Origin of the sequence: Kitasatospora sp. NPDC056327 (assembly GCF_042261735.1) — a bacterium.
Lineage (GTDB): Bacteria > Actinomycetota > Actinomycetes > Streptomycetales > Streptomycetaceae > Kitasatospora.
The window spans coordinates 1-21,021 of sequence record NZ_JBHJRC010000098.1 but is presented as its reverse complement, the minus strand read 5'-3'; the positions used below and the strand labels follow the sequence as shown (position 1 = coordinate 21,021).

At 75.4% G+C, this 21,021-nt stretch carries 14 protein-coding genes; 7 read left to right on the top strand and 7 right to left on the bottom strand.

The window, feature by feature from the left end; genetic code table 11:
- The first annotated feature begins 142 nt into the window (after window positions 1-142).
- Complete coding sequence (locus tag ACFCX4_RS16720; protein ID WP_376143002.1) at window positions 143-3,874, top strand: SpoIIE family protein phosphatase; 3,732 nt, start codon at window positions 143-145, stop codon at window positions 3,872-3,874.
- Here the strand turns inward: ACFCX4_RS16720 and ACFCX4_RS16715 are convergent.
- Complete coding sequence (locus ACFCX4_RS16715) at window positions 3,871-4,920, bottom strand: pseudouridine synthase (protein WP_376143000.1); 1,050 nt, start codon at window positions 4,918-4,920, stop codon at window positions 3,871-3,873. The genes ACFCX4_RS16720 and ACFCX4_RS16715 overlap by 4 nt on opposite strands.
- A gap of 179 nt (window positions 4,921-5,099) precedes the next feature.
- On the opposite strand from ACFCX4_RS16715, the gene ACFCX4_RS16710 reads away from it, so the two are divergent.
- Both ACFCX4_RS16710 and ACFCX4_RS16705 read left to right on the top strand, forming a co-directional pair.
- On the top strand, window positions 5,100-6,212 hold the full coding sequence (locus tag ACFCX4_RS16710) for a PP2C family protein-serine/threonine phosphatase (RefSeq protein WP_376142998.1): 1,113 nt from the start codon (window positions 5,100-5,102) through the stop codon (window positions 6,210-6,212).
- A gap of 258 nt (window positions 6,213-6,470) precedes the next feature.
- On the top strand, window positions 6,471-7,226 hold the full coding sequence (locus ACFCX4_RS16705; protein ID WP_376142996.1) for a DUF5995 family protein: 756 nt from the start codon (window positions 6,471-6,473) through the stop codon (window positions 7,224-7,226).
- On the opposite strand, the gene ACFCX4_RS16700 is transcribed toward ACFCX4_RS16705, so the two are convergent.
- Entirely contained in the window at window positions 7,187-8,626 is a 1,440-nt protein-coding gene (locus ACFCX4_RS16700; RefSeq protein WP_376142994.1) for a GuaB1 family IMP dehydrogenase-related protein, read from the bottom strand. The genes ACFCX4_RS16705 and ACFCX4_RS16700 overlap by 40 nt on opposite strands.
- Window positions 8,627-8,927: 301 nt before the next feature.
- On the opposite strand from ACFCX4_RS16700, the gene ACFCX4_RS16695 reads away from it, so the two are divergent.
- Together ACFCX4_RS16695 and ACFCX4_RS16690 are read left to right on the top strand one after the other, a co-directional pair.
- Window positions 8,928-10,445: an SDR family NAD(P)-dependent oxidoreductase gene (locus ACFCX4_RS16695; RefSeq protein WP_376142992.1), complete on the top strand. Its 1,518-nt coding sequence runs from the start codon at window positions 8,928-8,930 to the stop codon at window positions 10,443-10,445.
- Between the two features lie 83 nt (window positions 10,446-10,528).
- Window positions 10,529-10,981, top strand: a complete 453-nt coding sequence (locus ACFCX4_RS16690; protein WP_376142990.1) for an NUDIX hydrolase — start codon at window positions 10,529-10,531, stop codon at window positions 10,979-10,981.
- Window positions 10,982-11,101: 120 nt separating this feature from the next.
- On the opposite strand, the gene ACFCX4_RS16685 is transcribed toward ACFCX4_RS16690, so the two are convergent.
- The 4 genes from ACFCX4_RS16685 to ACFCX4_RS16670 all read right to left on the bottom strand — a co-directional run bounded on the left by ACFCX4_RS16685 (window position 11,102) and on the right by ACFCX4_RS16670 (window position 17,400).
- The gene (locus ACFCX4_RS16685) at window positions 11,102-13,393 is read right to left on the bottom strand and encodes a collagenase (protein WP_376142988.1); all 2,292 of its coding nucleotides are present in this window, start codon (window positions 13,391-13,393) and stop codon (window positions 11,102-11,104) included.
- 421 nt (window positions 13,394-13,814) lie between these two features.
- A complete protein-coding gene (locus tag ACFCX4_RS16680; protein ID WP_376142986.1) occupies window positions 13,815-16,145 on the bottom strand; it encodes an FtsX-like permease family protein in 2,331 nt (776 codons plus the stop codon).
- Complete coding sequence (locus ACFCX4_RS16675) at window positions 16,142-16,879, bottom strand: ABC transporter ATP-binding protein (protein WP_376142984.1); 738 nt, start codon at window positions 16,877-16,879, stop codon at window positions 16,142-16,144. The genes ACFCX4_RS16680 and ACFCX4_RS16675 overlap by 4 nt, the downstream gene beginning before the upstream one ends.
- A complete protein-coding gene (locus ACFCX4_RS16670) occupies window positions 16,876-17,400 on the bottom strand; it encodes a PadR family transcriptional regulator (protein ID WP_376142982.1) in 525 nt (174 codons plus the stop codon). Before ACFCX4_RS16670 ends, ACFCX4_RS16675 begins: the two co-directional genes overlap by 4 nt.
- Window positions 17,401-17,941: 541 nt before the next feature.
- Here ACFCX4_RS16670 and ACFCX4_RS16665 point away from each other — a divergent pair.
- Window positions 17,942-18,613 carry a hypothetical protein gene (locus tag ACFCX4_RS16665; RefSeq protein ID WP_376142980.1) on the top strand — a complete coding sequence of 224 codons (672 nt, stop codon included), beginning with the start codon at window positions 17,942-17,944 and terminating at the stop codon, window positions 18,611-18,613.
- Window positions 18,614-18,686: 73 nt separating this feature from the next.
- Window positions 18,687-19,205 (top strand): GNAT family N-acetyltransferase, encoded by a 519-nt coding sequence (locus ACFCX4_RS16660; RefSeq protein WP_376142978.1) that lies wholly within the window; start codon window positions 18,687-18,689, stop codon window positions 19,203-19,205.
- Between the two features lie 880 nt (window positions 19,206-20,085).
- On the opposite strand, the gene ACFCX4_RS16655 is transcribed toward ACFCX4_RS16660, so the two are convergent.
- A complete protein-coding gene (locus ACFCX4_RS16655; protein ID WP_376143015.1) occupies window positions 20,086-20,730 on the bottom strand; it encodes a YoaK family protein in 645 nt (214 codons plus the stop codon).
- Window positions 20,731-21,021: the final 291 nt, after the last annotated feature.

Below are 21,021 nucleotides of genomic sequence, written 5' to 3'. Positions count from 1 at the left end.
CCCCCGCACCGGGACCCCGGTGCGGGCCGCCCGCCGCCGTACGGCCCCGTCCGCCGCACCGCGCGGTGACGGCGGGGCCCGTGGGAAGATGGCAGGGCTGGTGGCGACGATCTCCGGGCGGTTCCGGCCATGGTGACCGAGCATGGTGAACGAGCGGCGTGAGCGCGAGGCCGACGGGCCCGGGCGCGCGCGGCGCGAGTCCGACGGGCCCGGTCGCCCCGACCCTGCGGAGGGCCTGCTGATGGTGCCGATCGCGACCGCCCTGATCGAGTCCGACGGCCGGATCCTGCACTGGAGCAGCGACGCCGAGGCACTGCTCGGCTACTCCGCGGAGGAGGCGGTCGGCGCACGGGCCGCCCAGTTGCTGGCCTCCGACCGCCACCGCCCCGAGGTGCTGGAACTGTTCCGGGGGATCCTCGACGGCCGCGGCTGGTCCGGTGTCTTCCCGGTGCGCCACCGCGACGGGCACGACGTCGAGCTGGAGTTCCGCACCCATCCGATCGCCGGGCCGGGCGGCCGGCCGCTGGTGCTGGCGGTGGCGTCGGACGTGACGTCGCTGCGCCGGGTCCAGGCGGACCTCGCGGTGCTGGACGGCTTCTTCACCCAGGCCCCGGTCGGCATGGCCGTGTTCGACACCCGGCTGGCCTTCCTGCGCCTGAACGACGCGCTGGCCGGCATCAACGGCCTGCCGGTGGAGCGGCACCTGGGGCACCGGCTGACCGACCTGCTGCCCGGCATCAACGGCGCGGAGAGCGAGGCCGTGATGCGCAGGGTGCTGGAGACCGGCGAGCCGGTGGTGGACACCCGCTCGCACGGGCGCACCCCGGGCGACCCGGCCCACGACCACGCGTGGTCGGCCTCCTACTTCCGGCTGGAGGACCAGGCCGGCCGGGTGCTCGGGGTGAGTTCGACGGTCGTCGACATCACCGAGCGCTTCCGGGCCGACGCCCGCGCCGCCCGCGCCCAGGAGCGGCTCGCCCTGCTCGTCGAGGCCACCGCCTCGATCGGCACCACCCTGGACCTGCGGCAGACCGCCCGGGAGCTGGCCGACGCCATGGTGCCGAAGGTGGCGGACATCAGCGGCGTGTTCGCCCTGGAGGCGCTGGTCGCCGGCCGCACCGTCGAACCGCTGGACCCGGGCGCCCCGCAGCGGGTGCGCCGGCTGGCGCTGGCCACCGCCGACCCGCTCTACCCGGCGGACGCGCTGCCCGTGGACACCGTCTACGAGGTGGCACCGGACTCCCCCTACGCCCGGGCGCTGGCCACCGGGCGGACGGTGGTGGTGCCGTCCTGGGAACTGCCGCCGCTGAGCGAGGCGATCACCGAGAGCCGCCGGCAGGCCTACATCGGTGACCGTCCGCGCTCGGTGCGGATCACCCCGCTGGTGGCCCGCGGCACCACCCTCGGCATGATCGTCTACTCCCGGCGCGGCGAGCGGGAGTCCTTCGCCGAGGCGGACATCACGCTCGGCGACGAGCTGGCCTCCCGGGCCGCCGTGGCCCTCGACAACGCCCGGCTCTACCTGCGCCAGCACCGGACCGTGCTCGCCCGGCAGCAGGCGCTGCGCGAGGCGAGGGCCGCCCAGGAGCGGCTCGCGCTGGTGAACGCCGCCTCCACCCGGATCGGCACCACCCTGGACCTCACCCGGACCGCGCAGGAGCTGGCCGAGGTGGCGGCGCCGCGGCTGGCCGACACCGTGGTCGTCGAGGTGCTGGACGACCTGGTGCGCGGCGAGCGCGAGGCCCGGCGGTCCGCCGACGGCTCGGCGCTGCTGCGGCGGATGGCCTTCCACTCCGCGCACCGCTCCACCCTGCGCCCGATCGACCGGACCGGCGGCGTGCACCGCTTCGCGGCGTCCTCCCCCTACGCCTGGGCGCTCACCCACCGCAAGCCGGTGCTGGTGCCGCGGATGGACGCCGCCGGGATGGCCTGGTTCCGGGACGATCCGGTGCGGGCGGCCGCGGTGCACGAGCAGAACGTCCGCTCGTTCATGGTGGTGCCGCTGATCGCGCGCGGCTCGCCGGTCGGCGTGGCCGCGTTCTACCGCACGGTGGTGGAACGCCCCTACGAGGACGACGACCTGGCGCTCGCCCAGGAGCTGGCGCTTCGGGCCGCCGTGTCGGTCGACAACGCGCTGCTGTTCACCCGGGAGCGGGACGCGGCGGCGGCCCGGCAGCGGGCGCTCGACGAGGCGTGGGCCGCGCAGCAGCGGCTGTCGCTGCTCAACGAGGCCTCCAACCGGATCGGCACCACCCTCGATCTCTACCGCACCGCCCAGGAGCTGATCGAGGTGGTGATCCCCCGCTTCGCCGACTTCGTCACCGTCGACCTGCGGGAGGCGGTGCTCGGCGGCGAGGAGCCGGCGCCGGTGCCGCCCGACGGCGCGGTGCTGATGCGGGCGGTGGCGGTCGGCGAGGTCGACGAGCAGGGCTACATGGCGGCGGCGGCCGACGCGGTGGGCGAGACCTCGCAGTCCGCGCAGCTATACGCGGAGAGCCTGCGCACCGGCCGCTCGATCCTGGTCTCGGAGGTCGACGAGGCGGCGCTGCGCCGGATCGTCGCCTCGCCGGAGCGGGTGCAGCCGAGCCTGGACGCCGGGGTCCACTCCTACCTGATGGTGCCGCTGCTGGCCCGCGGACTGGTGCTCGGCGGCGCGGAGTTCGTCCGCTCCCGCAACGCGCTGCCGTTCGGCCCGGCGGACCGAGCGCTGGCGGAGGAGCTGGCCGCCCGCACCGCGCTGGCGATCGACAACGGACGGCTCTACCGGCGCGAGCGGGAGACCGCCCTCACCCTTCAGCGCAGCCTGCTGCCGCAGGAGATCCACCACACGCCGGGCCTGGAGATCGCCTACCGCTACCTGCCGAGCAGCGTCACCAGCGAGGTCGGCGGCGACTGGTTCGACGTCGTGCCGCTCTCCTCCGGCCGGGTCGCCCTGGTCGTCGGCGACGTCATGGGCCACGGCATCCGGGCCGCCGCCACCATGGGCCAGCTCCGGACGGTGGCCCGGACGCTGATCACCCTCGAACTGGCGCCCGACCGGGTCCTGCAACGGCTGGACGAGGCCACCACGGCGCTCGGCGAGGGACAGTTCGCCACCTGCGTCTGCGTGGTGTACGACCCCGTGGACCGGCTCTGCACCGCCGCCTGCGCCGGCCACCTGCCACCGGTGGTGGCCGATGCCGGGGGCGGCGCCCGGCTGGTCGAACTGCCCCCCGGCGCACCGCTCGGCGTCGGCGGAGTACCGTTCGAGAGCGTCGAGTTCACCCTGCCCGAGGACGGCGTCCTGACCGTCTACACCGACGGCCTGGTCGAGCGGCGCGGCCGCGACCTCGACGAGGGGCTGGACCTGCTCCGCCGCACCGTCGCCGGCCGCCGGGGCTCGCTGGAGCAGGCCTGCGACGCCGTGCTCGCCCGGCTCACCGGCCGCACCAGCGAGGACGACATCGCCGTCATCATGGCGCAGGCCCGGCCGGTCGGTCCGGACCGGATCGCCACCCTCCCGCTCGGCGACGACCACGCGATGGTCGCCCACTCCCGCCGCTTCACCCGCGAGACCCTCACCGGGTGGGGGCTGGCCGCGCTCGCCGACTGGGCCGAACTGCTCACCAGCGAACTCATCACCAACGCCCTGGTGCACGCCGGATCCCCCACCAGGCTGCGGCTGTTCCGCAACCGCGCGCTCACCGTGGAGGTGGCCGACCGGGACACCGCCTCGCCCCGCATGCGGCGCGCCCACGAGGAGGACGAGGGCGGGCGCGGCATCCACCTCGTCAACGAGCTGGCGCACCGCTGGGGCAGCCGGCGGACGTCCGAGGGCAAGGTGGTCTGGTTCGAGCTGGAACTGCCGCCGGGACAGCCGGGCCGGCAGGACTAGGACGGCTCCCACGGGCCGCCGCCGGGGCGGTGGTCCGGGTCGGCGGCGTGGTCGTCGGCGCGGCCGTGATCGCCGGCGGCGTGGTCGCCGGCGGGCCGGTGACCGGACCAGGCCTCGTGGTCCGTCCACGCCGCGAGGGTGCGGCGGCTCTCGAAACGGTGCGGCCGGCCGGTCAGCGGGTCGGTGAACTCGACGGCGGAGGCGAGCAGCTGGAGTGGCCGGCGGAAGTCGTCCGGAGCCGCCTCGGGCAGCACCACCGGGTACACCGGGTCCCCCAGGATCGGCAGGCCCAGACCGCTCATGTGCAGCCGCAGCTGGTGGGTGCGCCCGGTCGACGGCCGCAGCAGGTACCGGCCCAGGCCGTCGCGCCGCTCCAGCAGCTCGATTCGGCTCTCGCTGTTCGGCGGCGCGTCCGCCTCGTACGCGGCGATCCGGCCGCGCTCCTTCACGATGTGGCTGCGCACCGTCCGCGGCAGCTCCACCGCCGGGTCGTCGGCCGCCACCGCCAGGTACTCCTTGCGGACCAGCCGGTCCCGGAACAGCGACTGGTAGGCACCCCGGTCCTCCGGCCGCACCACGAACATCGCCAGCCCCGCCGTCAGCCGGTCCAGCCGGTGCGCCGGACTCAGCGCGGGCAGCCCGAGGGAGTGCCGCAGCCGGGAGAGCGCCGTCTCCACGACGTGCCGGCCGCGCGGCGTGGTGGCCAGGAAGTGCGGCTTGTCGACGACCAGCAGGTGCTCGTCCCGGTACAGCACGACCGGCTCGAACGGGACCGGCACCTCGGGGGGCAGCTCCCGGTAGAACCACAGGTGCGCCCCCGGCCGGAACGGCTCCGCCGGCCCGACGGCCCGTCCGTCCTCCCCGACCACCCCGCCCTCGCGCAGCAGCCCGTCCAGCCGCGCCGCCGCCGGCTCCGGCAGCCGCTCCAGCAGGTACGCCCGCACCGTCTCCCACGGCCCCCCGGTCACGGGCAGCCGCAGGTGCACCGGATCCACCCCCGACCGCTGCGGCAGGGGGGAGGCCGGCACCGCGCTCCTACGTCTCATCGCGCCGCCAGCCTATGCCCCCGGGAACGGCGCCCGGCCCGCGGGTGCCGCCCCCGCGGGCCCCGGGCGGCAGCCGCCGGCGGGCGCCGGGATGCCGGTGGGGCGGGGGCCGGTGGAGAGTGGACGGGGGAGCGGATCCGCCGAGGAGCCGCAGGCCGACGCGCGGGAGGTGAGGACCGGTGGCCGGGAGCGGGGACGGGACCGCGGACGGCGGCGGGGACGCGCCGCTGCCGAGGCTGCCCCGGCGGATCCGGCTGCTGCTCTGCGGCGCGTTCCTGCTGCTGGTCGGCGCCGTGGTGGCGGACCTCGTCACCGGGCCCGGAACCACCCTCTCCCCCGTCCTGGCCGTCGCGCCGGTGCTGGTCGGGGCGACCACCCGGCGGGCCCGGGTGCCGCTCGCCACCGGGGCCGCGGCCGCCGTGGTCGCCGGGCTGCTGGAGGAGGGCAACACCCGTCTGCCCGGCTCCGTCCACCTCGCCTCGCTGGTCACCATCACCGCCGCGACCCTCGCCAGCACCGCCAACGTCGTCCTGATCGCGGCCCGCGAGCGCGAACTGTTCCAGGTGCGGACCGTCGCCGAGGCCGCCCAGCGGGCCCTGCTGCGCCCGCCGCCCGAACGGATCGGGCCGCTGCGGCTCGCCGTGCGCTACGTCGCGGCCGCCGCCGAGGCACGGATCGGCGGGGACCTGTACGAGGTGGCCCGGACGCCGTTCGGGATCCGCATCCTGCTCGGGGACGTCCAGGGCCACGGGCTGCCGGCCGTCGAGACGGCGGCGGACGTGCTCGGCGCCTTCCGCACCGCGGCCCGCACCGAACCGGACCTCGCCCGGCTCGCCGAACGGCTGGACGCCGCCCTCGCCGACCGGCCGGCCGACGGGCGGTTCGTGACCGCGGTGCTGCTCGACGTGGACCACCGCGAGGGCACCGCCCGGCTGGTGAACTGCGGCCACCCGCACCCCCTGCTGCGCCGGGCCGGGCGGGTCACCGAACTGGCCCCCGCCCGGCACGCCCCGCCGCTCGGCCTGCTCGGCCTGGCGGGCGACGGCGGCTACCAGGCCGAACCCCTCGACCCCCACCCCGGCGACCTGCTGGTCCTGTACACCGACGGCGTCTCCGAGGCCCGCGACCCGGCAGGCGCCTTCTACCCCCTGTCCGCCCGCCTCGCCAGGTTCCCCGCCGGCACGCCGGACGACCTGCTGGACGCACTCCTCACCGACCTCGCCGCCTGGGTCTCCCCGGCCGGCGGCCTGGCCGACGACGCCGCCGCCCTGGCCGTCCACTGGGAGCGCTGACGGCCCCGGGCGGGGGCAGGGGCGGGGGCAGGACGGGCGCGGGCGGTACCGGCGGGGGCGGCGCTCGCCCGTGTCCCGCGGGTACGCGTTGTGCCGGTGATCCGCCGGGCCCGCGTGCCACGATGATGCGATCAGTGGACGAACGGCACCGAAGGGTGATCCATGGTCAGGGTGTCCGCACGGAGCACGACGGCCACGGCGACAGCGACCGCGACCGCATCGGCATCGGCATCGGCATCGGCGCACGGACTCGACGCGGTGGTCCGCCGGCTGCGGGCGATCGGGGCGGGGCTGCCGCCCGCCGACGGGGTGGCGGTGTTCAACCGGATGTACCTGACCGTGACGGAGACCGTCCGGGCACGGCTGGGCGGCTTCGCGGACCCGGCGGCGGTGGCCCTGCTGGACGTGGTGTTCGCCGACCGCTACCTGCGCGCCGTGGACGCGGTCGCGGCCGGTCTGCGGCCGTCGGCCTGCTGGCGGCCGCTGTTCGAGCTGCGCGCGCACCCCGAGGTGCACCCGGTCCAGTTCGCGCTGGCCGGGATGAGCGCCCACATCCAGCACGACCTGCCGCTCGCCGTCGTCGACACCTGCCGGCGGCTGCGGCGCGAGCCGGAGGAGCTGGCGGACGACTACCGCCGGATCAACGCGCTGCTGGCGGAGGTGGAGACGGCCGTCCGGGAGCGGCTGATGCCTGGGCCGGACGTGCTGGAGCGCTTCGAGCCGCTCACCCACCGGCTGGGGTCCTGGTCGGTCGGCACCGCCCGGGAGGCGGCCTGGGCCTCGGTGAACGTGCTCTGGGAGCTGCGGACGCGCCCCTCGGCGGCGGGGGCGTTCACCGCGGCGCTGGACGGCGCGGCCGGGCTGCTCGGCCGCGCGCTGCTGACGCCGCTGGGCCCGGGTGCGCCCGGCGGCGCCCCGGCGGCCGGCCGGATCCCCCGGTCAGGGGGCCGGCCGGCCACCGCGGGCGCGGACGGTCAGGCCCAGCTGGAGTGCAGCGGCTTGCCCTCGGCGTAGCCGGCCGCGCTCTGGATGCCGACCACGGCCTTCTCGTGGAACTCCTCCAGGCTGGCCGCACCCGCGTAGGTGCAGGAGCTGCGCACGCCCGCGACGATCGAGTCGATGAGGTCCTCGACGCCCGGGCGGGCCGGGTCGAGGAACATCCGGGAGTGCGAGATGCCCTCCTCGAACAGCGCCTTGCGGGCCCGGTCGTACGACGAGTCCTGGGCGGTGCGGTTGCCCACGGCCCGCTTGGAGGCCATGCCGAAGGACTCCTTGTACTGCCGGCCGTCGGCGGTGGTCTGCAGGTCGCCGGGCGACTCGTGGGTGCCGGCGAACCAGGAGCCGATCATCACGTTGGACGCCCCGGCCGCGAGCGCCATCGCGACGTCGCGCGGGTGGCGGACGCCGCCGTCCGCCCAGACGTGCCGGCCGAGCCGGCGGGCCTCGGCCGCGCACTCAAGAACGGCCGAGAACTGCGGTCGGCCGACGCCGGTCATCATCCGGGTGGTGCACATGGCGCCCGGGCCGACGCCGACCTTCAGGATGTCGGCGCCCGCCTCGACGAGGTCGCGCACGCCGGCCGCCGAGACGACGTTGCCCGCGACCACGGGGACCTGCGGGTCCAGGCCGCGCACGGCCCGCAGCGCGCTGATCATCGACTCCTGGTGGCCGTGCGCGGTGTCCACGACGAGCGCGTCCGCACCGGCCTCCAGCAGGGCCTTCGCCTTGCCCGCGACATCGCCGTTGATGCCGACGGTGGCGGCGACCCGCAGCGCGCCGGCGGCGTCGACGGCCGGGGTGTAGAGGGTGGCGCGCAGCGCGTTGCGGCGGGTCAGGATGCCGACCAGCCGGCCGTCGCGGTCCACGACCGGGGCGAGCTTGCGGTGGCCCTCGCCGAGCCGGTCGAAGGCGTCGCGCGGGTCGATGTCCTCTTCGAGCAGGAGCAGCTCGCGGGACATCACCTCGGAGAGCGAGGTGAAGCGGTCGACGCCCTGGCAGTCGGAGTCGGTGACGACGCCGACCGGCCGGCCGTCCTCGACCACGACCAGCGCGCCGTGGGCGCGCTTGGGCAGCAGCGAGAGGGCCTCGGCGACGGTGGCGCCGGGGTCGAGGGTGATCGCGGTGTCGTGCACCAGGTGGCGCCGCTTGACCCAGCCGATCACCTCGGCGATGACATCGGTCGGGACGTCCTGCGGGATGGCGACCAGCCCGCCGCGGCGGGCGACGGTCTCGGCCATCCGGCGGCCGGCGATGGCGGTCATGTTGGCGACGACCAGCGGGATGGTGGTGCCGGTGCCGTCGTTGGAGGAGAGGTCGACACCCTGGCGGGAGCCCACGGCGGATCGACTGGGGACCATGAAGACGTCGTCGTACGTCAGGTCGTACGAGGGCATGAGGTCGTTCAGGAAGCGCATGAAACGGGGCTCTCTGCTGGGAGAAATTACAGCTCGGGTGCGGATGCGGAACGTTCGCAGGGCGCACTCGGGCGCCCCTGCACCCGACGTTCGATTCTCCGGCAGCCGTTCGGCAAAAGCCAGTTCGGGCACGATTGCTGGTGCTGTGCACAAGCCATGATCGATGCTCCGCGCGTAGACATGGAGGATCCTCCAAAAAGGCCGCTTTTCGCCCCGGCCGGGGGCGCTCCCGTAGCATTCACGCGGTAGACGCGGCACGGACGCCGTGGATCGGCGAGGCGAGCGGGAAGCGGCGGAGAGCATGACGGCGGCGGGCGTGGAGATCGGGCAGCGGCAGAGCGGCGGGGACGCCGGGCCCGTCGAGGACATCGACTACGGCCCCGGCCTCGACCCGGAGCGGCTGCGGCTCTGCCTGGAGGTCCTGGCCGAGCTGGACGGCCTGCACGTCGACCACCCGGACGCGATCACCGTCCGCCAGGCCGTCGGCGGCGTGTTCCGCACGCTCAAGCAGCGCCGCCGCCAGGAGACCCGGGCCCGCAAGACCGCCAACGACCGCGAGGTCACCGCGCGCACCGCGACCGGCGCCCCGACCCGGATAGACGACGAGACGGCCGGCGCGTTCGGCCTGACCACCGTCACCACCACGGAGATCGCCGGGATCCTGGAGCGCCCCCGCTCCTGCTACGTCTGCAAGCAGCGCTACGTCGAGGTCGACGCCTTCTACCACAACCTCTGCCAGAGCTGCGCGGGCAAGAACCGGGCCCGCCGGGACGCCCGCGCCGACCTCACCGGCAAGCGCGCGCTGCTCACCGGCGGCCGCGCCAAGATCGGCATGTACATCGCGCTGATGCTGCTGCGCGACGGCGCCCACACCACCATCACCACCCGCTTCCCCAACGACGCGATCCGCCGCTTCACCGCGATGCCGGACAGCGCCGACTGGCTGCACCGGCTGAAGATCGTCGGCATCGACCTGCGCGACCCCGCCCAGGTGCTGGCGCTGGCCGACGAGGTCGCCGCGGACGGCCCGCTGGACATCCTGATCAACAACGCCGCGCAGACCGTCCGCCGCCCGCCGGAGTCCTACCGCGAGCTGGTCGCCGCCGAGTCCGCCCCGCTGCCGGCCGGCGTGCTGCCGCAGTCCACCACCATCGGCCGGTTCGGCAGCGGCAGCGTCGACCTGCCCGCCCTGCCGCACCAGGCCTCCGACGGGGGCGAGCGGATCCCGGCCGCGGACGTCACCTCGCTCGCGCTGGTCACCGGCTCGGCGACGCCCGAGCGGATCCGGGCCGGGACGGCGATCGACGCGGGCGGCCTGGTGCCGGACCTCGCGGACACCAACAGCTGGGTGCAGACCGTCAGCGAGGTCGGCCCCATGGAGCTGCTGGAGGTCCAGCTCTGCAACTCCACCGCGCCGTTCATCCTGATCAGCCGGCTGCGCCCGGCGATGGCCGCCTCGCCGTCCCGCCGCAAGTACGTCGTCAACGTGTCGGCCATGGAGGGCGTCTTCACCCGCGGCTACAAGGGCGCCGGCCACCCGCACACCAACATGGCCAAGGCCGCGCTGAACATGCTCACCCGCACCAGCGCCCAGGAGATGTTCGAGACCGACGGCATCCTGATGACCGCCGTCGACACCGGCTGGATCACCGACGAGCGCCCGCACCCGGACAAGATGCGGCTGGCCGACGAGGGCTTCCACGCCCCGCTCGACCTGGTCGACGGCGCGGCCCGGGTCTACGACCCGATCGTGCGCGGGGAGCAGGGCGAGGACCTCTACGGCTGCTTCCTCAAGGACTTCGACCGCGCCGCCTGGTAGGCCGGGCCGGGCCCGGAGCCCGCGCAACGGCGGAGGACGACGTCACGCCACCCGGTGTGACACCACCCGACGGAGGAACCGACGTGACCACCGCACCGCTGCTCGGCGCCGGCGTCATCGTGCCCACCGGGGACGGCCGGGTGCTGATCGGCCGCCGCACCACCGCGGGCGAGCCGCCGACCTGGAGCCTGCCCGGCGGCAAGGTCGACCCCGGCGAGTCCTTCGAGCGGACCGCCGCCCGCGAGCTGGCCGAGGAGACCGGGATCGTGCTGCCCGCCGAGGAGATGCGGGTGCTCGCGCTGCTGCTCGACCACGAGCTGGGCCGCCCCCGGCTCACCGCCGCGGTGCTCGCCCCGCCGAGCCTGGCGCCGGCCGCCGTCCTGGAGCCGCACGCGTGCGGCGGCTGGGAGCGGGTGGCGCTGGACGCCCTGCCGGAGCCGATGTTCTACCCCTCCGGGCTGGTGCTCAACAGCTGGCGGCCGGAGCTGGGCGGCGCGCCGCGGACCGGGACGGACGCGTACCCGGTCGGCCGCTGACCGCCCTTCCCCGCCTCCGCCGGGAAGCCGCGGCGGGAAGAGCCGCGCGTCGGGAAGCCCCGGCGGGGCGCCGAAGCGCTCCGCCGGGGCGACGTCCACCGGTCCTGGTCAGCGCACCCGTCAGAACTCGCTGGTGACGGTCACGCCCTTGAAGTCCCGCTCGGCCCGGAGGCTGAAGAACACGTAGCCCGCGGGCGGGTCGGTGACGGTCAGGGTCTCGGCGTTGTCCGGCCCGGCCGAGCGCGTGACGTACGAGTCGGTATACGCCCAGCCGCCCCAGTGGTAGTAGAGGTCGGCGTTGCCGGTGCCACCGCTGCTGGTCACCCTGAGCTGCTTGGTGCCGGGCGGGACCAGCAGGTAGAAGTGCGCGTAGTTGCCGGCGGTCGCGGAGACGCCGGTGCGCACGCAGTTCCGGTCGAGCCGGCGGGTGTCACCGTCCTCGCACGCCTTGAACTGCGGGAACTCCGGGATGTTCGCGCAGGCGCCGGCCGCGCAGCCGCTCAGCCAGCGGTCGAAGTCCGCGTCGTAGCCGGTGCCGATGGCGGTCGTGACGGCGCGGGAGCCCTTCCAGTCGCCCACCCGCCACTTGGCGAGCAGGGCGTCGACGTCGGCGCGGTGCCGCTCCAGCATGTAGCGGACGGCCAGGTAACCCCACTGGTAGACGCGGTTCTGGTCGCCGTAGTCGTTGTCGAAGAGCTCGCTCAGCCGGTAGCTGTGGCGGGCCGCCGACTCGATGGCCGCGCGGTTGACCTCCTTGAGGTAGGAGGTGGCGACGACCTCGGCGAGACCCTCGGTCCACCAGACCAGCTTGCCGGGGGCGCCCTCGCCGAAGCCGCCCCAGAGGTTGAAGCGGGCGTCGAGGTAGTGGGTGTACTCGTGGTTGAGGTTGCGGATCTGCGAGCCACCGCCCGGCGCCGGCTCCTCGTAGGCGAGGAAGCGGGCCTGGTTGCCCGCCGCGGACGGGTCGCCCTCCAGGTAGATGCCGCCGTTGTTGGTGTCGGTGTTGAAGATCGCCCGGCCGAGCGGCACGTACTGGACGTAGGAGTCGAAGGCGACGACCTCCAGCGCGGCGTTGCGGTCGTCGGCGACCGGTCCCTTGTCGCGGGACACGCCGTGGAAGAGGGCGTCCTGGCCGTTCAGGCTCGCGCAGGCCGCGGCGAGCTGGGCGGCGGTCAGGTCCTGGGCGAGGATGCGCAGGGTCGGGCTGCAGGTGTGCCGGATCGGCAGGTAGGCGTCCTTGAACCGCTGCGGGTCGTCGCAGGTGCCGTAGTAGCCGCAGTTGGCCCGGTCGGCCTTCTGGATCGAGGCCGCGGCGGAGGCGCGCTGGGGCCAGTCGGGCCCGGTGATGCCGCCGGCGGTGTCGACGAGGTTCTTCACCATCGCGCGGGCGCGCGGGGCGAGCTCCTCGACGGACGCCAGCCTGGTCAGCTCGTCGATCGCGTTGTTGAGGGTGAGGGAGTTGTTGCGGTCGGTGTCCAGCAGGTGTCCCCTGGCGCGGAGGATGAAGCCGTTCAGCGCGTCGAGGAGGCCGGGCTCGGCGAGGAGGGCCTTCCGGAACTCCTCCCGCTCGTCCGGGTTCTTGGTGTCGTAGCCCCGGAAGAGCACCTGGAAGACCGGGTTGACCGCGCGCAGCAGGTTGGCCCGGTCCCAGGTCTCGGGCTGGTAGGCGTCCAGGACCTTCCTGACGACGCCCACGTAGTGGTCGGAGCGGCGGGGCACGTCCGCCAGCACGGTGGCGCGCTCCAGCGGGCCGGCGTTGGCCGGGGTGGGGTCGAGTGCGTGGGGGTTGGCGAAGAAGGCGTTGACGGCGTCGCGGATCGCGGTCGGCAGCTCGTCGTACGGGCCGACGGTCTCGGCCTTGGTCCACTGCACCGAGTAGCCGGCCTGCAGGTAGAGCATCAGCTGCGAGATCGAGTCGCCGTCGTTGCCCTGGTAGGTGCGGGCGCTCTCCTGCAGCGCCTCGGCGATGGTGAGCATCTGGGACTGGCGGAACGCCGCGGCCGCGTACTCGGCCGGGATCTGGAACTGCCGGTTGACGCAGTCCAGGCTCGACGCCTTGACGAGGCGGACCAAGGCGGCGCCGGTCCGGCCGAAGGACGCCGGGTCGCAGGCGGCGGCCTCGTCGGCCTCCGTGTCCGGACCGAACGCCTCGGCGGAGGGGGCGGGGGCCTCGGCGGGGGCGGAGCCGTCGTCGGAGTCCTGGTAGGCGCGCAGCTGGGGGGCGTCGGCGTCCGGCACCGACGGCGGCACCGACGCCGACGGCGGCGCCGCTCCGCGGTCGGCGGGGACAGCGGGGGCAGCGGGGGCGGCCTGGCCGCGCGGGGCGAACAGACCGAGTGTCAGGGCGATCGCCATGACGAGCGTCAGGAATCGTGCCAGTTGCTGGAGTCGCAACAGGCGTGCGGTACTCACGTGGGGGCCTCCGGGCCTGGTTCGGCCGCAATGGGGTGCGGCCAGTGGGGGTGAGGACCGTCGGTGACGGCGGGTCATGTGCTGTCCGTCACGCGGTGGGGAGGTGACATGTACCATTGCACATGTCACACAACTTCCGGAAGACCTTTTCACAACTCCCCGGGTTCGCCCCGCGGCGGCCGGCGCCGAAGGTGACGGTCCGTCAGTGACCGTTCACCGGAGGCGGGTTCCGCTCAGCGGGGCCCGGCGTCCGGGGACGCGCGAACAACCCGCGAACCCCGCGCCCGGAGGTCCGGGGCGGGGTTCGCGGGTTGTTCGCGGGTTCGTGGGTTGTTCGCGGGTTCGCGGGTGCGGGATGCGTGGGCGCGTGGGCGCGTGGCGGCGGGGTCCGCGCGGGCGGGCCGGCGCGGCTCCCGGGGCGTCAGCCGTTGCGGGCCGCCTCGGGGCCGGTGATCCGCCTCAGCAGGGGCAGCGTCGAGGCGATGATCCCGAGCGAGGCCACCAGCCCCAGCAGCACCAGCCCGAAGAACACCGCGCCCGGCGACACCAGGTCGTAGTGCATCTGCGACCTGAGGAACATCGCCGCCGCGGCGAAGCCCGTCCCGATCGCGATCGCCGACACCACCAGCAGCGGCAGCGCGCTCTCCAGCCCGATCACCCGCTGGAGCAGGCGCAGCGGCGCCCCGGTGAGCCGGAGCATCGCGAACGGGCGGCGACGGTCGGAGAGCCCCGCGACCACGCTGACCGCGAGGCTGCAGCCGGCGATCGGCAGGGTCGTCAGCAGCACCACGTCGGCCAGCTGCCGCCAGCCGGCGAGCTGCTTCTGCTGGGCGGATCCCCAGTCCTGGACCATCCGGGCGTGCTGGTCCGGGAAGGCCCGGGCGAGGACCACCCGGACCCGCTCCCGGGCGGCCGCCGAGCCGTCGGTCGTCACGTAGATCGACTGCACCGGCAGACCGGCGACCTCCTCGGCGGTGACCGGCGCGGTCGGCCACTGGGTGGCCTCCTCGGAACGCAGGCTGAGGAAGCCGTAGGGCGGGACGGCCGCGACGGCGGCGCCGGGGGCGCAGTGGCCGACCGACCGGATCTGCGCGAGGTCCGAGCAGGCCGTGAGCAGGGGAGCGGCCCAGGCGTCGGGCCCGGACGGGTCGCGGCCCGCACGGTCCGGGTCGGCGTGGGCGAGCGCGACGCCCCGGAAGCCGGGCACGGCCTTCAGCTCGGCGAGGACCTGCTCCGGGACGGCGACCGCCATCGGCGGCTCGTCGCCCATCGCGCCGTGCTCCACCGCGGTGCGGGTCAGCGGATCGCCGCCGAGCACGCCCCGGTTGGCGTCGATGGTGCCGATGATCGCGACCGTCGCCGTGGTGACGAACAGCGCCAGGACCAGGCCGGCGACCGAGCGGAACCCCGCCCTGGGATCGTCGGCGAGGCGCCGGACCGCGATCAGGGTGGCCGGGCGGCCGGTCCGGGCGGCGACCGCGCGGGCGGCGGCCATGGTCAGCCAGGGCCCGGCGACCACCAGGCCCAGCATGATCATCAGGAAACCGGTCAGATAGGCGGCGGTCTGCCCGTTGGTGCTCTCCGGGCGGCGGCCGACGAACCAGCCGAGCTCGGCGAGCCCGGCGAGCAGCGGTGTCAGCCGCCAGGCCGTCGGTGGCCCGGGGGTGACCCGGCGGCTGACGCCGAGCGGCGAGACGGTCACCCGGCGCAGCGCGAGCCGGGCGGCCGCGGCGGCGGCCAGCGGCACGCCGAGCAGCACGGCCGCGCTCTGGACGGCGGTGAGCGTGAGGTCCTCGATGAAGAAGCGGTCGCCGGTGAACGGGACGGTCGCCACCAGCGGGCGCAGCAGTGCGAACACCACGAAGCCGAGCAGGGTGCCGACGGCGGCGGCCAGGGTGGACTCGGCGGCCGCGATCAGCGTGATCTGGCGGGGTGTCGCCCCGACCAGGCGCATCGCCGCGTAGCGCTGTTCCCGGGTGGCGGCGGAGAGCCGGGTGGCGGTGCCGATGAAGATCACCACGGGGAAGAGCAGCGCCCCGGCGACCACCGAGAGGATCAGGGTCATGGCGTCGCCGCGGGTACCGGCCCCCGGGCAGTCGCCCGCGCAGCGCGCGGGGAGGGCGGTGGCGATGCTGGTGACCTGGCGGCTGCCCGGGCGGGCCGCGAGGGCCGCCGGGTCCTGGCCGCCGATCAGCACCAGGGAGTCCGGGGAGGCGAGCGCGGCATTGCCGATCTCGCCGACGAGCCGGCCGGGGAAACGGTCGGCCAGCTGGTCCGCCGGGCGTTCGCGGATCAGCTTCGCCAGGGCGGGCGAGGCGTAGTACTCGCCGGCCGTCGGGAGTCCGGGCAGACCCGGTGGGACGGGCGAGGCGGGGCCCGTGGCGGCGACGTCGATGTGGAGGAGTTCCCTGCCGTCGTAGAACTCGGGGGTGTGGTCGCGCCACCAGAGCGGGTCCACGGCCGTTGTCGCGCTGGGGCTCGTGCCGTTGCTCGTGCCTCTGCTCGCGTCGCCGCTCGTGCCGTTGCTCGCGTCGCTGTTCCCGTCGGGGCTCTCGGTGCGGCTCTCGGTGCGGCTCTTGGCTCCGCTGTTGGCCCAGAGGATGCGCTCGTTGGTGGCACCGACGGCGTTGACGGCGGCGAGCGTCGACAGCAGCAGACCGACGCCGATCGCCGCGGCGGCGGTGACGGTGAGCAGACGGGCGACGGCCTGCCTGCCGCCGCCGACGGCGAGGCGCAGGGCGAAGACGATCACGAGGCGATCCGTTCCGCCGCGGGGCCGCCGGGGCCGCCGCCGTACCCGGGTCCGGGGGCGGAGCCGGTGGCGAGCTGCCGGGCCCGGCCGTCGCGGACCATCGCCTCGCGGTCGGCGTAGGCGGCGACCCGGGGCTCGTGGGTGACCAGCACGACGGTGGTGCCCTCGTCGCGGGCGGCCGCCACCATCAGCGCCATCACCTGCTCGCCGGTGAGCGAGTCCAGTGCGCCGGTGGGCTCGTCGGCGAACAGCACCCGCGGGCGGGTCACCAGGCCGCGGGCGAGCGCGACCCGCTGGGCCTGACCGCCCGACAGTTCGCCGGAACGGCGGCGCTCCAGGCCGTCGAGACCGAGCCGGCCGAACCACGGACGGGCCTCGGCGAGCGCGGCCGCCCGGCGGGTTCCGCCCAGCAGCAGCGGCAGCGCGACGTTCTCCTCGGCCGTCAGTTCCGGGACGAGCTGGCCGAACTGGAACACGAAGCCGAAGCTGTCCCGCCGCAAGGCGCTGCGCCGGTTCTCGTCGAGGGTGTCGATGCGCCGGCCGTCGAAGAGCACCTCGCCCGCGTCCGGCACCAGGATGCCGGCCAGACAGTGCAGCAGGGTGGACTTGCCGGAGCCGCTGGGGCCCATCACCGCGAGGACCTCGCCGGCCTCGGCGGCCAGGCTCGCCCCGCGCAGGGCCGGGGTCTCGCCGAAGGCGAGTTCGACCCCGCGGGCCTCGATCAGGGGGCTCATGCGCGCACCTCCGCGGCGAGGGCGTCCAGCCGGGCGGTGGTCAGGTCGATCCAGCGCAGGTCTGCCTCCAGGTGGAAGAGGCCGTGGTCGGCGAGCAGGGCGTCGACCAGCGGCCCGGTGCGGCGCATTTCGGTCAGCTCGCGCATCCGGGCCAGGTGGGCGGCGCGCTGGGTGTCGAGGTAGGCCTCGGCGTCGCGGCCGAGCAGCAGGGCGAGGACGACCTTGGTGAACAGCACGGACTGGAGGGTGGGTTCGGGCGCGACGGGCTCCGCGAGCCAGTGCTCGAACTCGGTCACGCCGGCTTCGGTGATGACGTAGCGCTTGCGCTCGGGGCCGTCGCCGGGCTCGGCCTCGCCGGGCACGACCTTGCCGTCGCGGGCGAGGCGGCCGAGGGTCGCGTAGACCTGGCCGTAGGGCAGGGGCTTGCCCCGGCCGAAGAAGGTGTCGTAGTCGCGCTTGAGGTCGTAGCCGTGGCTCGGCTCGCGCTCCAGCAGCCCGAGGAGGGTCAGGGGAACACTCATGGGAGGAACATACACCAGGGGTATACATCGAGTGTATAGCTGGCGGGAACACTGCTCCGGGCCGGAGAGATGCGGCGCGGGTCGGCGTCGTTCGGGGGCGGGGCACCGTTGGCGGCGCGGGTGCCGAGGATGCGGCGAGTGCTGCGGGCCCTGCGGGTGGCACGGGCCCTGCGGGTACCGCGGGCCCCGTGGGTGCCACGGGCGCTGCGCGGCGGATGGGGTACCGGGGACACCCGGGCACGGTGCGTGGACGAACGCCGCGAGCGGGGGACGGCCCCAACCCCGTCCCCCGCCTGCACGGCGGCCCGGCGAGCCCCCACAGCGGGCCGGGCCTCCGCGTCCGGCACAAGGACGCGGCCACGGCCAGCCTGCCCGTTCGGCTCCCGCGGGCCGAGGGCCGAACGTCCCGGTCCTGCGGCGAGACGGAGGGCCGAGAGTCCCTTTCCGCACGAGGCCGCCCAACTCTTGTGCCGGGGACCGGTACCGGGAGAGATTGGAACCGCCGGGCAGAACCGCGCCAACACCGCGAGGAGCACGCATCGTGTCCAGCACACCCCGCGCGGCCCGTACCGCGTCCCCGTCCCGGCCGACCGGCCGCCGGCTGCGGCGCGCGCTCGGCCGCCGCAGCACCGTCGAACGCCGCGAACCGCTCGCCCGCCCGGTCGACCGGGCCCGCAGCCGGGCCTGGCTGGTGGCCGGGCTCGCCCTGGTCGTCGGCCTGGCGGGCGTCGTCACCGCCGCCGTCCTCGGCCACCGCGCCGGCGGACGCGCCGCCGAGGCCGAACGTGCCCGGCTGCACCGCACCGAGGCCCTGGTGCTCGGCCGACTCCGCACCGAGGACCGGGGCGCGGGCCGCTGGAGCGTCGGGTACCAGCGACGGACCGACACCCCGGTCTCCTGGACGGCCCCCGACGGCGTCCCCCGCACCGGCACCGTCGAGGCGCCCCGCAGCGCGGTCACCGGCTCCACCCTCGTGCTCTGGCTGGACAGCGACGGGCGGCCCACCGATCCCCCGGCCACCCTGGCCGGTCTGGCGGTCGGCGCCGTCTGCGGCGGCCTGGCCGGCTCCGCCGCCCTCGCCGCGCTGATCGGCGGCGTGCTCACCCTGCGGCTGCGCGTCCTCGACCGGCGGTCCGACCGCGCCTGGGAACGGGCCTGGGCCCACTGGGAGCCCCGCTGGTCCGGCCGCACCAGCCTGCCACAGGACGACTGAACCGGCGGCGGGCCGTTGTCGGTTCACCGCCGGCCCGCCGCCGACACACCCTCGAAAACCCTCTGGAGCACCCTTGTTCACCAGCGACCGGCTGACCGCCCGGCTGTGGGAGCACACCGACGCGGAACGCGCGTACGACCTGTACTCGCGCCGGGAGGTCGCCCGGTGGCTCGGCGCCGCGCCGCGCGCCGTGGAGTCGCCCGCCGAGGTGCCCGCCATGATCGACCGCTGGCGCGGGCGTTCGGCGGACCCCCGGTACGGCGTCTGGGCGCTGGAGCGGCGGGACACCGGGGTGGTGGTCGGCTCGGTGCTGCTCCTCCCCCTCCCCGACGAGGACGGCACCGGCAACGGCGAGATCGAGGTCGGCTGGCACCTGCACCCGGACTCCTGGGGCCACGGCTACGCCACCGAGGCCGGCACCGCCGCCCTCGCCAAGGGCTTCGCCGACGGCCTCACCGAGATCCACGCCGTCGTCCGCCCCGGCAACGCCCCCTCCGCCGCCGTCTGCCACCGCCTCGGCATGACCCACCTCGGTCGCACCACCCGCTGGTACGGCGCCGAGCTCGACGCCTTCCTCGCCACCCGCCCCTGACCCCTGCCCCTGCCCCTGCCCGCTGGGTGCCATCCCCGCCCAGCGGGGATGGCACCGGCGAAGGGCCGACCGGGCGTCAAAATATGTAGACCGGTCCACAGATTGTGACGTACAGCCGGCCCCACCCTTTGCGCAGGAAGTCGGCTTGGCCGACTTCCTGCGCACGCACACCGGCAGCGCCACCGGGCGGCCTGGAGTGTCACGGAGCAGCGTGGGGCGGCGTGGAGCGGCGTGGGGCGGCATGGAGCGGGAAAATATGCAGACCGGTCTACAGATTTATGCGGGCCGCCGGCACCGGTGCCCGTGAAAAGTCGGCCTGGCCGACTTTTCACGCGGCGCAACGCGGCGCGAGCCGCCGAGGCGGCACCCGGCGAGCAGGAGCAGGAGCAGCAGCCGGGGCGTTGCCCGCACGGGAGAAATATGTAGACCGGTCCACAGATTACTGTGCGGCCCTGCCGATCCCTCTGCGCGAGAAGTCGGCTGGGCCGACTTCTCGCGCAGCACCGCGCCCGATCGCGCAGGGAGAGGGCCAAATAAGTGGACCGGTCTACATATTTCCCCCTCGGTCGCCGGATGGGAGAGGCGCGGCAGGGGCCGGGAAGGGGGTGAGCTGTTCGGTGCGGCGGGCCGGGGCGCCGGTGTCCGGTAGTGGCTCGCGGGTGCCAGCGGCGGCCGGGGGCGCCGGGGGGTGTCGGGGGTGCCGGCAGTGGCTCGCGGGTGCCGGGGGATGCCGCAGGCCGGGGGTCGGCGTCAGCGGTGCGCTCCTGAAGGCCCGTCCGGGGGCGGCGGCTCGCTTCGTGGGGTGGCCCGCCCAGGGCTGTCCGGGGAAGGTTGTTCGGCGCTGCCGGGGACGGGCGGATTCCTCGGACGGCGCGAGGGGTCAGCGGGTCCCGGCGGGGTGGGCCCAGGTGGCGGTGGGCCGGCGGGAGGCGCGGTGGGTGAGGGCCCCGACGGTGAGCAGCAGGGCGAGGGCGGCGGCCAGCGCCACCGGGACGGAGGCGTGCAGCACGAGCACGGCGCCGAGCAGCGCCCCCGCGAACATCCAGGCGGCGGAGGCGAGCCGACGGGTGCCGGCCCGCTCGGCGGCCAGCGCGGTGAGGGTCATGGTCAGCACGGTGGTCGTCAGGTCAGGGACGCCGAGCGCGCGCACGACCGCGTTCTGCAGTCCCATCGCCCCGCCGAGCACGCCGATCAGCGTGTAGCGGACGGGGTCGGCAGCGTGGCCGAAGGCCGCGGCGAACGCCGTACAGGCGGCGAGCAGCACCGACTGCACGCCGACGGTGGTGACCAGCAACCGCCCCCGGTGTCCGGGCCGGCGCTCGGCGAGCCGGCCACCCGCCAGCGAGCCGGCCAGGAAGGCGGCGAGGGCGGCGAGCGAGGCCGTGGCGGAGAGACCGGGCGCGCCCACCAGGGCGAAGCCGAGGAAGACCACGTTGCCGGTCATGTTGGCGACGAAGACGTGGCCGAGGGCGAGGTAGCTCACCGCGTCGACCAGGCCGGTGACCACGGTCAGCACCAGCAGCATCGGCACCAGCGGGCCGTGCCTGGGGTCGCTGCGCACAGTCGTCCTCCTCCGCGTCGGCGGCCCCGCCCGACCGGCGGAACCCGCGGCACCGGCGGCACCCGCGGTACGCGCCGCACCGGAGGTGCCCGGAGGACGCGCGGAGCCGATGGCACCGGCGTCCTCCGGGCAGCCTAACCGGCCCGGCCGACCGCCCACGACACGCGGGGAGACAACACCTGGCGAATAGCCCCCCGCCGGGCCGGTGGGGGCCGTCCCGCCGGCAAACGGCGCGCGCCCGCCCGAGGTGGTGCA